Source organism: Rhodanobacter sp. OR87 (assembly GCF_000473345.1).
In the GTDB taxonomy this organism is placed as follows: Bacteria; Pseudomonadota; Gammaproteobacteria; order Xanthomonadales; family Rhodanobacteraceae; genus Rhodanobacter; species Rhodanobacter denitrificans.
On record NZ_AXBJ01000026.1, the window covers coordinates 1 to 14,261 of the forward strand.

At 63.2% G+C, this 14,261-nt stretch carries 7 protein-coding genes, 2 tRNA genes and 3 rRNA genes; 11 read left to right on the forward strand and 1 reads right to left on the reverse strand.

The genetic code is table 11. The annotated features are described in order from the left end of the window. Positions 1-263 precede the first annotated feature (263 nt). From RHOOR87_RS19335 to glpK, 6 genes are all read left to right on the forward strand, one after another. Positions 264-1,808, forward strand: a 16S ribosomal RNA gene (locus tag RHOOR87_RS19335). A 221-nt stretch (positions 1,809-2,029) separates the two neighbouring features. After that, positions 2,030-2,106: transfer RNA gene (locus RHOOR87_RS0115990), tRNA-Ile, on the forward strand. A 1-nt stretch (position 2,107) separates the two neighbouring features. After that, a tRNA-Ala gene (locus RHOOR87_RS0115995) sits at positions 2,108-2,183 on the forward strand. A gap of 203 nt (positions 2,184-2,386) precedes the next feature. Continuing rightward, positions 2,387-5,266, forward strand: a 23S ribosomal RNA gene (locus tag RHOOR87_RS0116000). A gap of 250 nt (positions 5,267-5,516) precedes the next feature. After that, positions 5,517-5,630 (forward strand): 5S ribosomal RNA (gene rrf, locus RHOOR87_RS0116005). The 16S, 23S and 5S rRNA genes sit together here with 2 tRNA genes alongside, the layout of an rRNA operon. Before the next feature lie 238 nt (positions 5,631-5,868). After that, on the forward strand, positions 5,869-7,368 hold the full coding sequence (gene glpK, locus RHOOR87_RS0116010) for a glycerol kinase GlpK (RefSeq protein WP_027485586.1): 1,500 nt from the start codon (positions 5,869-5,871) through the stop codon (positions 7,366-7,368). Between the two features lie 47 nt (positions 7,369-7,415). On the opposite strand, the gene RHOOR87_RS0116015 is transcribed toward glpK, so the two are convergent. Then, complete coding sequence (locus tag RHOOR87_RS0116015) at positions 7,416-8,351, reverse strand: carbohydrate kinase family protein (RefSeq protein WP_015446640.1); 936 nt, start codon at positions 8,349-8,351, stop codon at positions 7,416-7,418. A gap of 276 nt (positions 8,352-8,627) precedes the next feature. Here RHOOR87_RS0116015 and RHOOR87_RS0116020 point away from each other — a divergent pair, with 276 nt between their 5' ends. Genes RHOOR87_RS0116020 through rodA form a run of 5 tightly spaced genes read left to right on the forward strand, consistent with a single transcriptional unit; the run spans position 8,628 to position 14,254 of the window. After that, on the forward strand, positions 8,628-9,674 hold the full coding sequence (locus tag RHOOR87_RS0116020) for a rod shape-determining protein (RefSeq protein ID WP_015446641.1): 1,047 nt from the start codon (positions 8,628-8,630) through the stop codon (positions 9,672-9,674). A 12-nt stretch (positions 9,675-9,686) separates the two neighbouring features. Further along, positions 9,687-10,637, forward strand: coding sequence for a rod shape-determining protein MreC (mreC, locus tag RHOOR87_RS0116025; protein ID WP_027485587.1), 951 nt, complete (start codon positions 9,687-9,689; stop codon positions 10,635-10,637). After that, a complete protein-coding gene (gene mreD, locus RHOOR87_RS0116030) occupies positions 10,634-11,119 on the forward strand; it encodes a rod shape-determining protein MreD (protein ID WP_027485588.1) in 486 nt (161 codons plus the stop codon). Before mreC ends, mreD begins: the two co-directional genes overlap by 4 nt. Positions 11,120-11,135: 16 nt before the next feature. Beyond that, positions 11,136-13,142 carry a penicillin-binding protein 2 gene (mrdA, locus tag RHOOR87_RS0116035; RefSeq protein ID WP_015446644.1) on the forward strand — a complete coding sequence of 669 codons (2,007 nt, stop codon included), beginning with the start codon at positions 11,136-11,138 and terminating at the stop codon, positions 13,140-13,142. Beyond that, entirely contained in the window at positions 13,139-14,254 is a 1,116-nt protein-coding gene (rodA, locus tag RHOOR87_RS0116040; protein WP_015446645.1) for a rod shape-determining protein RodA, read from the forward strand. The genes mrdA and rodA overlap by 4 nt, the downstream gene beginning before the upstream one ends. The last annotated feature ends 7 nt before the right edge of the window (positions 14,255-14,261 follow it).

Here is a 14,261-nt window from a genome sequence, read left to right on the forward strand (position 1 = left end):
GGTGTTGACGGTCGTAAAAAGCGATGTAGAATGGGCGGCTCACCCGGGACGAAAGGTCACGGGGCGATCACCGAAACGGTGGTCGGCAAGGTGAAGATCTTTGACAGTGTGCGCAGGTGAATTGTGTGGACGTCTTGTGCTGGAGGGTTGCGACCTGTCCAAGCAATGCAAGCGTCCCACCAAGTAAAAAGTCAGTAATGAGTTTTGATTGGTTGGGAACATACGCTTCAGAAAGATAGATCGACTTCGGTTGATCGAAAACTTAAGTGAAGAGTTTGATCCTGGCTCAGATTGAACGCTGGCGGCATGCCTAACACATGCAAGTCGAACGGCAGCACAGAGGAGCTTGCTCCTTGGGTGGCGAGTGGCGGACGGGTGAGTAATGCATCGGGATCTACCCTGACGTGGGGGATAACCTCGGGAAACCGGGACTAATACCGCATACGTCCTACGGGAGAAAGCGGGGGACCTTCGGGCCTCGCGCGGCAGGACGAACCGATGTGCGATTAGCTAGTTGGCGGGGTAATGGCCCACCAAGGCGACGATCGCTAGCTGGTCTGAGAGGATGATCAGCCACACTGGGACTGAGACACGGCCCAGACTCCTACGGGAGGCAGCAGTGGGGAATATTGGACAATGGGCGCAAGCCTGATCCAGCAATGCCGCGTGTGTGAAGAAGGCCTTCGGGTTGTAAAGCACTTTTATCAGGAGCGAAATACCACGGGTTAATACCCTATGGGGCTGACGGTACCTGAGGAATAAGCACCGGCTAACTTCGTGCCAGCAGCCGCGGTAATACGAAGGGTGCAAGCGTTAATCGGAATTACTGGGCGTAAAGGGTGCGTAGGCGGTTACTTAAGTCTGTCGTGAAATCCCCGGGCTCAACCTGGGAATGGCGATGGATACTGGGTGGCTAGAGTGTGTCAGAGGATGGTGGAATTCCCGGTGTAGCGGTGAAATGCGTAGAGATCGGGAGGAACATCAGTGGCGAAGGCGGCCATCTGGGACAACACTGACGCTGAAGCACGAAAGCGTGGGGAGCAAACAGGATTAGATACCCTGGTAGTCCACGCCCTAAACGATGCGAACTGGATGTTGGTCTCAACTCGGAGATCAGTGTCGAAGCTAACGCGTTAAGTTCGCCGCCTGGGGAGTACGGTCGCAAGACTGAAACTCAAAGGAATTGACGGGGGCCCGCACAAGCGGTGGAGTATGTGGTTTAATTCGATGCAACGCGAAGAACCTTACCTGGCCTTGACATGTCCGGAATCCTGCAGAGATGCGGGAGTGCCTTCGGGAATCGGAACACAGGTGCTGCATGGCTGTCGTCAGCTCGTGTCGTGAGATGTTGGGTTAAGTCCCGCAACGAGCGCAACCCTTGTCCTTAGTTGCCAGCACGTAATGGTGGGAACTCTAAGGAGACTGCCGGTGACAAACCGGAGGAAGGTGGGGATGACGTCAAGTCATCATGGCCCTTACGGCCAGGGCTACACACGTACTACAATGGTCGGTACAGAGGGTTGCAAGACCGCGAGGTGGAGCCAATCCCAGAAAGCCGATCCCAGTCCGGATTGGAGTCTGCAACTCGACTCCATGAAGTCGGAATCGCTAGTAATCGCGGATCAGCTATGCCGCGGTGAATACGTTCCCGGGCCTTGTACACACCGCCCGTCACACCATGGGAGTGGGTTGCTCCAGAAGGCGTTAGTCTAACCGCAAGGGGGACGACGCCCACGGAGTGGTCCATGACTGGGGTGAAGTCGTAACAAGGTAGCCGTATCGGAAGGTGCGGCTGGATCACCTCCTTTCAAGAAACGACGGCGTGAGTCTTCACGCAAGACGTCCACACAAGACACCTGTACTTCACGCGAAGGGTTTGCTTTACGCAACGTCCCTGTTGCGAAGAGCAGACATCAAGACCGGCCATCCATGGCCGGACTCTTCACAACAGCCGCTTCGAACGAGGCTTACGGCCACGTCAAGCGGGACCAGGTAGCTTGGCTCGCGGGTTCTGGGGTTCACCTTTCATGGGTCTGTAGCTCAGGTGGTTAGAGCGCACCCCTGATAAGGGTGAGGCCGGTGGTTCGAGTCCACCCAGACCCACCATGGGGCCATAGCTCAGCTGGGAGAGCACCTGCTTTGCAAGCAGGGGGTCGTCGGTTCGATCCCGACTGGCTCCACCACTCAAGCGCCGCGTGAAGTATCAGCACACACAAGATTTGAAGTCATCCGGCATTGAGGCCGGTGTGACGTTCTTTGAAAACAAGTAAACGAGTGACAAGCGTCTTGGTTCGAACCGAACCGAGGCAAGTGTTAAGGCACGAAAACGAAGTAACTTGGCTGCACCTGAGGAGGGTGCATGCCCCGAGGCGACTTGGGGTTATATGGTCAAGCGACTAAGCGTATACGGTGGATGCCTTGGCAGTCAGAGGCGATGAAGGACGTGGCAGCCTGCGAAAAGTGTCGGGGAGCTGGCAACAAGCTTTGATCCGGCAATGTCCGAATGGGGAAACCCACTCCGCAAGGAGTACTGCATGGTGAATACATAGCCATGCAGGGCGAACCCGGGGAACTGAAATATCTAAGTACCCGGAGGAAAAGAAATCAACCGAGATTCCCTGAGTAGCGACGAGCGAACGGGGACTAGCCCAAAAGCACATTGTGTTCTAGTCAAACGGCATGGAAAGGCCGGCCATAGATGGTGATAGCCCAGTCGACGAAAGGGCACTTTGTGTGAAATTGAGTAAGGCGGGGCACGTGAAACCTTGTCTGAACATGGGGGGACCATCCTCCAAGGCTAAATACTCCTGACTGACCGATAGCGAACTAGTACCGTGAGGGAAAGGCGAAAAGAACCCCGGAGAGGGGAGTGAAATAGACCCTGAAACCGTATACGTACAAGCAGTGGAAGCCCGCAAGGGTGACTGCGTACCTTTTGTATAATGGGTCAGCGACTTACTGTCAGTGGCAAGCTTAACCGTATAGGGGAGGCGAAGAGAAATCGAGTCTGAATAGGGCGCATAGTCTCTGGCAGTAGACCCGAAACCGAGTGATCTATCCTTGGCCAGGTTGAAGGTGCGGTAACACGCACTGGAGGACCGAACCCACATCTGTTGCAATAGATGGGGATGAGCTGAGGATAGGAGTGAAAGGCTAAACAAACTCGGAGATAGCTGGTTCTCCTCGAAAGCTATTTAGGTAGCGCCTCGGACGAATCTTCCTGGGGGTAGAGCACTGTTATGGCTAGGGGGTCATCGCGACTTACCAAACCATGGCAAACTCCGAATACCAGGACAGACTATCCGGGAGACACACGGCGGGTGCTAACGTCCGTCGTGAAAAGGGAAACAACCCAGACCCGCAGCTAAGGTCCCAAAGTCATAGCTAAGTGGAAAACGATGTGGAAAGGCATAGACAGCCAGGAGGTTGGCTTAGAAGCAGCCATCCTTTAAAGAAAGCGTAATAGCTCACTGGTCGAGTCGGTCTGCGCGGAAGATTTAACGGGGCTAAGCTATGCACCGAAGCTCGGGGTGTGCACGCAAGTGCACGCGGTAGAGGAGCGTTCCGTAAGCCTGTGAAGGTGGATTGTAAAGTCTGCTGGAGGTATCGGAAGTGCGAATGCTGACATGAGTAACGATAATGGGGGTGAAAAGCCCCCACGCCGAAAGCCCAAGGTTTCCTCGCGCAACGTTCATCGGCGCAGGGTGAGTCGGCCCCTAAGGCGAGGCAGAAATGCGTAGTCGATGGGAAGCTGGTTAATATTCCAGCACTTTTCTACAGTGCGATGTGGGGACGGAGAAAGTTAGGTCTACCGGGCGTTGGTTGTCCCGGGGAAAGGCGGTAGGCATGGATCTTAGGCAAATCCGGGATCCTTTATGCCGAGCACCGAGACGAGCCCTTTTGGGCGAAGTGACCGATACTACGCTTCCAGGAAAAGCCACTAAGCTTCAGCTGTAGAAAAACCGTACCGTAAACCGACACTGGTAGGCAGGGTGAGAATCCCAAGGCGCTTGAGAGAACTCGGGTGAAGGAACTAGGCAAAATGGCACCGTAACTTCGGGAGAAGGTGCGCCCTTCGATGTGGTCACGTGCGTGACTGAGCATTGAAGGGTCGCAGTAACCTGGCCGCTGCGACTGTTTATCAAAAACACAGCACTCTGCAAACACGAAAGTGGACGTATAGGGTGTGACGCCTGCCCGGTGCTGGAAGGTTAATTGATGGGGTCAGCCGCAAGGCGAAGCTCTTGATCGAAGCCCCAGTAAACGGCGGCCGTAACTATAACGGTCCTAAGGTAGCGAAATTCCTTGTCGGGTAAGTTCCGACCTGCACGAATGGCGTAACGACAGCGGCGCTGTCTCCACCCGAGACTCAGTGAAATTGAATTCGCTGTGAAGATGCAGCGTTCCCGCGGCAAGACGGAAAGACCCCGTGAACCTTTACTATAGCTTTACACTGAACGTTGAGTTCTTCTGTGTAGGATAGGTGGGAGGCTTTGAAGTGCAGACGCCAGTTTGCATGGAGCCATCCTTGAAATACCACCCTGAAGTGCTTGACGTTCTAACCTCGGCCCGTAATCCGGGTCAGGGACCGTGTATGGTGGGTAGTTTGACTGGGGCGGTCTCCTCCCAAAGAGTAACGGAGGAGCACGAAGGTACGCTCAGCGCGGTCGGACATCGCGCACTGTGTGCAAAGGCATAAGCGTGCTTGACTGCGAGATCGACGGATCAAGCAGGTACGAAAGTAGGTCTTAGTGATCCGGTGGTTCTGTATGGAAGGGCCATCGCTCAACGGATAAAAGGTACTCCGGGGATAACAGGCTGATACCGCCCAAGAGTTCATATCGACGGCGGTGTTTGGCACCTCGATGTCGGCTCATCACATCCTGGGGCTGTAGCCGGTCCCAAGGGTATGGCTGTTCGCCATTTAAAGTGGTACGCGAGCTGGGTTCAGAACGTCGTGAGACAGTTCGGTCCCTATCTGTCGTGGGCGTTGGAGATTTGAGGGGGGCTGCTCCTAGTACGAGAGGACCGGAGTGGACGTTCCGCTGGTGTTCGGGTTGTCTCGCCAGAGGCATTGCCCGGTAGCTATGAACGGAAGTGATAACCGCTGAAAGCATCTAAGCGGGAAGCACGCCCCAAGATGAGATCTCCCGAGAGCTTGACTCTCCTTAAGGCACCATCAAGACCAGGTGGTTGATAGGTCAGGTGTGGAAGCGCAGCAATGCGTTCAGCTAACTGATACTAATGAGCCGTGCGGCTTGACCATATAACCCCAAGTGGCTTTGTTTTACGCAGGTCCCTCTGCGAAGCTACCGGCCATCCATGGCCGGAGCCTTCGAAAGAGCGATCGTTCCAAGGCACTTGCCAAATATCGAATTCACCTCGACGCTTGTCACTCGTTTACGATTTATCTCACGTGAGATCCCTCTCACGAAAAGAAGAGTCAAAACCCCGCCATCCGTGGCGGACTCTTCAAAAATGCGGAGCCGGCGCGTCAGCGCTGCTCCCACCCCTTCCCTGGCGGCCATAGCGGCGTGGTCCCACCTGATCCCATCCCGAACTCAGAAGTGAAACGCGCATGCGCCGATGGTAGTGTGGCTTTGCCATGCAAGAGTAGGTCACCGCCAGGGGCTTTATCCTTAGAAGGCCTCCCCATCCGGGGAGGCCTTCGTCTTTATCAGCCTCACTCCCCCAACGGCAACGCTCGGGGGCTTTGGTACGGCTGGCGCTTCACCCCGGGTCTCGGCCAGCAGCGTGTTGCCGCCCGTGCGCCAACACCTTCGGCGCCGCTCCGGAGCCCCCCGGGATCCGCCGTGCGCGCGCTCTCTTGCTAATCTTTGCCGGCAGGTTCGCGTGGAAGGAATGGCTGTGGCACAACGTTATGTACTGGCGATAGATCAGGGCACCACCAGTTCGCGCGCCATATTGTTCGACCGGGCCGGTGGCGTGGTCGGCTCGGCGCAGCGCGAGTTTCGTCAGATCTTCCCCCGGCCAGGCTGGGTCGAGCACGATCCTCAGGAGATTCTGGCCAGCGTGCTGGCGACGGTTGGCGAGGTGCTGGGCGCGGCACGGGTTGGCGCGCGCGAGCTGGCCGGCATCGGTATCGCCAACCAGCGCGAGACCACCGTGGTGTGGGATCGCCATACCGGCCGACCCGTCCACAACGCGATCGTCTGGCAATCGCGACAGAGCCTGGCGATCTGCGAGGGGCTGGAGGCGGAGGGTTATGCCGCGCTGGTGCGCCAGAAGACCGGACTGCTGATCGACGCGTACTTTTCCGGCAGCAAGATCCGCTGGATCCTCGATCATGTCGCTGGCGCACGTGCCCGCGCGGAACGCGGCGACCTGCTGTTCGGCACGATCGACAGCTGGCTGCTCTGGAACCTGACGGGGGGCGGGCTGCACGCCACCGACGTCAGCAACGCCGCGCGCACGCTGTTGTTCGACATCCACATGCGGCAGTGGGACGACGAACTGCTGCGCATGCTGGATATTCCGCGCAGCATGTTGCCGGAGGTGCGCTCGTGCAGCGAGGTCTACGGCCGCACCGTGGCACTGCCCGGCGTGCCGGCCGGCGTGCCGATCAGCGGCGTGGCCGGCGACCAGCAGGCGGCACTGTTCGGCCAGGCCTGTTTCGAGCCCGGCATGGCCAAGAACACCTACGGTACGGGCTGCTTCATGCTGATGCATACCGGGGCCCGGGCCGTACCGTCGCGCCACGGGCTGCTGACCACGATTGCGTGGGAACTGGATGGGGCCGTCGAGTACGCGCTGGAAGGCAGCATCTTCGTCGCCGGCGCGGTGGTGCAGTGGTTGTGCGATGGCCTGCAGATGTTGGCACGGGCCAGCGATTCACAGGCGTGCGCGGAGAGCGTGGAATCCAGCGAAGGCGTGTATGTGGTACCGGCCTTCGTCGGGCTGGGCGCACCGTACTGGCGCAGTGAGGTGCGCGGCGCGATGTTCGGCTTGTCGCGAGGCACGCGCAAGGAGCATGTCGTGCGCGCGGCGCTGGAGTCGATGGCCTATCAGTCGCGCGACGTGTTGGCCGCGATGGAGGCCGACGCCAGCATTCCGTTGAAGGAACTCCGCGCGGATGGCGGCGCGATCGCCAACGACTTCATGGCGCAATTCCAGAGTGACATGCTCGGCGTACCGGTACTGCGGCCGAAGGTCGCCGAGACCACGGCGCTGGGCGCGGCTTACCTGGCCGGTCTCGCCGTGGGCTTCTGGGAAAGCCGCGAGCAGATTGCGGCGTTGTGGCAGGTTGACCGGCGCTTCCTGCCTGCGATGGAGGCGTCGCGCCGTGAGCGGCTGTATCGCGGCTGGCTGGCTGCGGTGAACGCCACCATCGGCTTTCGCGTCGATTGAAGGCCGGCGCGCTGGCCGCCGCGACCGCGCCCGCCTTCAAGCCGCGATCAGTCCAGGCCGTAACCGAACTGGTCCAGGAATGCTGCGGCGAACTCGCCGTAGCTGAAGCGCTGATTCTGCGTGCCGGGGTGCTCCACTTTCAGCGCGCCCATCAGCGAGGCCATGCGGCCGGTCGTCGGCCAGTCCTTGCCGCGCATGATGCCGAAGATCAGCCCGGCGCGATAAGCGTCACCGCAGCCGGTCGGGTCCACGATCTGGCGCTCGCGCGCCGGCGGGATGTGGTGGGTGTCGCTGCCGGCGTGGATGACTGAGCCGCGCGGGCCCTGGGTCACGATGTACGCCGTCACCTGCTCGGCGATCTCGGCGGCACTCCAGCCGGTGCGCGCCTGCAGCAGCTGCGACTCGTAGTCGTTGACGATCACGTAGGTCGACTTGCCGATCATCGAGCGGAACTCGTCGCCGCTGAACAGCGGCATTGCCTGGCCCGGGTCGAAGATGAACGGTACGCCGCGCAGGGCGAACTCGTCGACGTGCTGCAGCATCGCCTCGCGGCCGTCGGGAGCAACGATCGCGAAGTCGATCTGTGGAATGTCCCGCACGTGGTTTTCCTGCGCACTGGACATTGCGCCGGGATGGAAGGCGGTGATCTGGTTGTTGTCCAGGTCGGTGGTGATGAAGCACTGCGGGGTGAACTGGTCGTCGAATTCGCGCACGCCGTCGAGCCGGATGCCGCATTGCTCCATGTGCTTGCGGTACGGCCCGAAATCCTGGCCCACGGCCGCCACCGGCAGCGGGTCGCCGCCGAGCAGCTTGAGGTTGTAGGCGATGTTGCCGGCGCAGCCGCCGAACTCGCGGCGCATCCGCGGCACCAGGAACGACACATTCAGGATGTGCATCTGGTCGGGCAGGATGTGGTTCTTGAACTGGTCCTGGAACACCATGATGGTGTCGTAGGCCAGCGATCCGCAGATGACGGCAGACATGTGTGCGGGAGCCCCCGGAGCAAGGTATGGAAAGAGCGGCAGCCGTGTCCGGCATGAGGCCGGGCCGGACGGCTCCGGTCAAAGCGGTGAATCGTACCGCCATCCGCCCGGATTGGCGACTTCCGGCGGCGGCCCCCAGTTCATTTCGAGGCGCAGAAAGTGTGCTTATGGTCGTGTTGTACAAGGGTTTCTTAACGTTATTGTCCTTGCGCATGCCGGTCACGCTGACTAGACTGGCGAGCTTACTTTTTAGCCAGGCCGAACCACGGCGGACCCATGTTCAAGAAGTTTCGCGGGATCTTCTCCAACGACATCTCCATCGACCTCGGCACGGCCAACACGCTGATCTATGTGCGCGGCCAGGGCATCGTGTTGAACGAGCCCTCGGTGGTGGCGATCCGCCAGGATCGCGGCCCCGGCGGCCCGCGCACGATCGCTGCGGTCGGCAGCGACGCCAAGCGCATGCTCGGCCGCACGCCGGGCAACATCGCCACCGTGCGGCCGATGAAGGATGGCGTGATCGCCGACTTCACCATGACCGAGGCGATGCTGCAGCACTTCATCAAGCAGGTGCACAAGTCGCGCTTCCTGCGCCCGAGTCCGCGCGTGCTGGTCTGCGTGCCGTGCGGTTCGACCCAGGTCGAGCGCCGCGCGATCAAGGAATCGGCCGAAGGCGCCGGCGCCCGCGACGTGTTCCTGATCGAGGAGCCGATGGCTGCCGCGATCGGCGCCGGCATCCCGGTGCACGAGGCGCGCGGCGCGATGGTGCTGGACATCGGCGGCGGCACCTCGGAAGTGGCGGTGATCTCGCTCAACGGCATTGTCTACTCGCAGTCGGTGCGCGTGGGCGGCGACCGCTTCGACGAGGCCATCATCAACTACGTGCGGCGCAACCATGGCACCCTGATCGGCGAATCCACCGCCGAGCGGATCAAGCTGCAGATCGGTTGTGCGTTCCCGCAGGGCGAGGTCAAGGAAATCGAGATCTCCGGCCGCAACCTGGCCGAGGGCGTGCCGCGCATGTTCACGATCAACTCCAACGAGATCCTGGAGGCGCTGCATGAGCCGCTCGCTGGCATCGTGGCGGCGGTCAAGTCGGCGCTGGAGCAGACCCCGCCGGAGTTGTGCTCCGACGTCGCCGAGCGCGGCATCGTGCTCACCGGCGGCGGCGCGCTGCTGCGCGATCTGGACCGGCTGATCTCCGAGGAGACCGGCCTGCACGTGCAAGTGGCGGACGATCCACTGACCTGCGTGGCGCGTGGCGGCGGCAAGGCGCTGGAGCTGATCGATCAGCACGGCAGCGATTTCTTCGCGCCCGAATAAGCCGCGTCCACGATGGCGCGCACCCGTGACGAGTCCTCGCCGCTGTTCGCCGGCAATGCCGCCGGCACGCTGCGGCTGATCGTCTATCTCGCACTGGCCGTGGTGCTGATGGTGCTCGACCATCGCAACGGCTGGCTGTGGCGCCTGCGCTATGCCGCCTCGGCCGTGGTCGAGCCGGTATACCGGCTGGCCGGCCTGCCGGCGGTCGGGATTCGCACCGTGAGCGTGGCGTTCGCCGATCGCCAGCGGCTGACCGAGCAGAACCAGCGCCTGCGCGAAGACCTGCTGCTGGCGAACGCCAAGTTGAACCGGATGGCTGCGGTGGCCGAACAGAACCAGCGGTTGAAGGAACTGCTCGACACCCAGCACAGCCTGGAGCTGAACGTGCAGCTGGCACGGGTGATCGGCGTGGATCTCGGCGCCTACCGCTATCGGCTCACGCTGAACATGGGCGCCCGCGACGGCGTCAGGCCGGGTCAGCCGGTGATCGACGCGCACGGCGTGATGGGCCAGGTGAAGGAAGTGCTGCCGACCACCTCGGTGGTGATGCTGATCACCGATCCGGCGCATGCGATCCCGGTGGTGATCGAACGCACCGGCCTGCGCACGGTGGCCTACGGCTCGCGCGACGGCGACCAGCTCAGCTTGCCGACCATTCCGCTGGCGGCCGACGTGCGCGCGGGCGACAAGCTGCTCACTTCGGGGATCGGCGGGCGCTTCCCGCCGGGCTTCCCGGTCGGTGAGGTGCGCTCGGTGGCGCCCTCGGCGACCGGCATGTTCCTGGTGGCGATGGCGCAGCCGGCAGCGGATCTCGACCGCGGCGAGGACGTGCTGCTGCTGCACGACCTGGCCGAGCCGGATGGCCCGCCGGCGCCGGTGACGCCGATGGGGCCGCCGACTGATCTGGCGCCGACCGGCGCCACCTCGGCCGCCCCGCCGGCAGCCGTCGGAGCGCCGCGATGAACCGGCAACGCCTGAGCCTGTGGTGGTTCGTCGGCACGCTGGTGTTCGCGCTGGTGTCGATGCTGGTGCCGCTGCCCGGCGTGCTGGAGCCGTTCAAGCCGTACTGGCCGGCCCTGGTCCTGTTGTATTGGTCGCTGGAATCGGAAGACCGGGTCACCCTGGGGCTGGCCTTCAGCGTGGGTCTGGCGGCGGACCTGCTTAACGGCGTGGTGCTGGGTGAGCAGGCGCTGCGCCTGTGCGCGCTGGCGTTCATCGCGTTGCGTTTCCGTTCGCGGCTGCGCTTCTTCCCGATGTGGCAACAGGCGCTGGCGGTGCTGGCGCTGCTACTGAACGACCGCATCCTGCTGCTGATCGTGCGCGTGCTGGCTGGCGCCTCGCTGCCGCCGGCCAGTTGGTGGATCTCGCCGTTCGTCGGCGCTGCACTATGGCCGTTCCTGTTCTTGCTGCTCGACGACCTGCGCGCGCGGCTGCGGATCCAATGAGCCGTGAACCCGTGACATGAAACCCCGGCGTTCGATCAAGGACCCCCGCGGCGAAAGCCTGTTGTTCCGGCGTCGCGCGCTGGCCGGCTTCGTGCTGATCGTACTGTGCCTGTGCCTGCTCGTCGGCCGCTTCGTGTTCCTGCAGGTGCTGCATCACGACGAGTTCGTCACCCGTTCGCAGGCCAACCGGGTCAAGCCGCGCGCGATCCCGCCGGCACGCGGGCTGATCTACGACCGCAACGGCGTGCTGCTGGCCGACAACGTGCCGGCGTTCCGGCTGGAAGTGGTGCCCGAACAGGTCAAGGACATGCCGGCGCTGCTGGAGCGGCTGGGCCAGGTGGTGCCGCTGGACCAGGACGACCTGGACGCGTTCCGCAAGCAGCTCAGGCAGAGCCGGCGCTTCGAGAGCGTGCCGCTGAAGCTGCGCCTGAGCGAAGACGAGATCGCCCGCTTCGCGGTGAACCGCTGGCGCTTTCCCGGCGTGGACGTGGTGCCCTACCTGACCCGGCGCTATCCCTTCGGCGGGCTGTTCGCGCACGTGGTGGGCTATGTCGGGCGCATCGATGCGGACGACCTGGAACGGCTCGATCCGCAGCGCTACCAGGGCACCAGCCACGTCGGCCGCAGCGGCATCGAGCGCTCCTACGAGAACATCCTGCACGGCACGCCGGGCTACGAGCTGCTGGAAGTGAATGCCGACGGGCGCACCCAGCGCGTGCTGGAAACACACGCGCCCACGCCCGGCAGGAACCTCTACCTGAGCCTCGACGTGCGCCTGCAGAAGGCCGCCGAGGCGGCGTTCGACGGCCGCCCCGGTGCGGCGGTGGCGATCGATCCGCGCAACGGCCAGGTGCTGGCGATGGTCAGCGTGCCCAGCTTCGATCCCAACCTGTTCGTCAACGGCATCAGCCAGGCCGACTACGCCGCGCTGACCAACGACCCCGACAAGCCGCTGTACAACCGCGCCCTGCGCGGCGTGTACCCGCCCGGCTCCACGGTGAAGCCGCTGATCGGCCTGGCCGGGCTGGAGACCGGCATGCGCACGCCGCAGGACAGCGTGGTCTCCACCGGCGTGTTCTACATTCCCGGCCAGCAGCGCGGCTACCGCGACGACCAGCGCGGCGGCGTGGGGCGGGTCGATCTGGTCGGCGCCATCGAGCAGTCGGTGAACACGTATTTCTACAAGCTCGCGCTGGACATGGGCATCGACCGGCTCAGCGAATACATGGGCAAGTTCGGCTTCGGCCGGCCGACCGGGATCGACCTGATCGGCGAGTCGTCCGGCGTGCTGCCCTCGCGCGAGTGGAAGGCGGCGAACCTCAGGCAGCCGTGGTATCCCGGCGAGACGGTGATCGCCGGCATCGGCCAGGGTTTCTGGGCGGTCACCCCGCTGCAGCTGAGCCATGCGATCGCCACCTTCGCCGGCCACGGCATCCCGTACGCGCCGCGCGTGGTGATGGCCACCCAGGACGGCGTCAACGCGAAGCCGCAGGCACTGGCCAATCCGCCCAGCGGACCGTCGCTGATCCGCAAGCCGTCCGACTGGGACGTGGTGAACCAGGGCATGCAGCAGGTGATCTACGGCGCCCGGGGCACCGGCCGCAAGCTGGGCGTCGGCTTCCCGTACCTGATGGCAGGCAAGAGCGGCACTGCCGAGCGATTCTCGCGTACCTCCGAGGCCTATGACACTAATCGCAACACGGCCTATCTGGCCACCCGCCACCGCGCCTGGTTCGTTGCCTACGCGCCGGCCGACAACCCGCAGGTCGCGGTGGCGGCGATCCTCGAATCCGGTGCCTGGGGCGCGGAGGCAGCCGGACCGATCGTGCGCGCGATTCTCGATACCTGGCTGGCCGGGCGCGGTGGCGTGATTGCCGACGCGAAACGCCTGCCGGTGTCGGTCGCGCCGTTGGCGCCGGCTGCCGTGCCGGCCGGGAACGTTTCGCCCGACGCCGGCGTGGAAGACAGCGAGCCGCTCGAGGATCTGCCGGCGCAGGCGACGAGCAGCGGGGGCACGCCATGATCGAGGCGCTGTACGCACGGGCGCGCCGTTTCGCGCGCCGCCTCCTCAGCCGGCCGCGGATCGACCTGCCGCTGGCGCTTGGTCTGTTCGTGCTGGCGCTGACCGGGCTGGTCACGCTGTACAGCGCCGGCGACGGCAATCTGGCGCTGGTCGGCGGCCAGGCCGCCCGTTTCGTGCTGGGCGGCGCGCTGCTGCTGGTAGTGTCGCGCATCCCGCCGGCGGTGCTGCGCGGCTGGACGCCGTGGCTGTACGCCGGCAGCACCGCACTGCTGGTGGTGGTGGCGATCCTGGGCGAGGGCCGCGGCTCGATCCGCTGGCTGGACCTCGGCTTCATGCGCTTCCAGCCGTCCGAACTGCTCAAGCTGACCATGCCGATGATGGTGGCCTGGTACCTGCACCCGCGCCAGCTGCCGCCCGGCTGGAAGGACATCGTGATGGTCGGCCTGCTGATCGCGATTCCGGCGGGGTTGATCGCCGAGCAGCCGGACCTGGGCACCGCCGTGCTGGTGACCGCGGCCGGCGCGTTCGCGCTGTTCCTGTCCGGCATGGCATGGTGGCGCATCGGCCTGCTGCTCGGCGCGGTCGCCGGCATGATCCCGGTCGGCTGGCACTTCATGCACCAGTACCAGCGCGAGCGCGTGCTGACCCTGCTCAACCCCGAGTCCGACCCGCTCGGCAACGGCTGGCACATCATCCAGTCGCAGATCGCGGTGGGCTCCGGCGGCGTCTTCGGCAAGGGCTGGCTGCACAGCACGCAATCACGGCTGGATTTCCTGCCCGAGCACACCACCGACTTCATCTTCGCGGTGTTCTCCGAGGAGTTCGGCCTGGTCGGCGTGGCCGCCTTGCTCGCGCTGTACGCGTTCATCATCGGCCGCTGCCTGTGGATCGCGATGGAGGCGCGCGACACCTATTCGCGCCTGCTCGCCGGCGCGATCGGCATGAGCTTCTTCGTCTACGTGTTCGTCAACGGCGGCATGGTCGCCGGCATGCTGCCGGTGGTCGGCGTGCCGCTGCCGCTGATCAGCTACGGCGGCACCTCGGCGGTGTCGCTGCTGACCGGCTTCGGCGTGCTGATGTCGATCCACGCGAACCGCAAGATGCACCTCTGAACGTTGC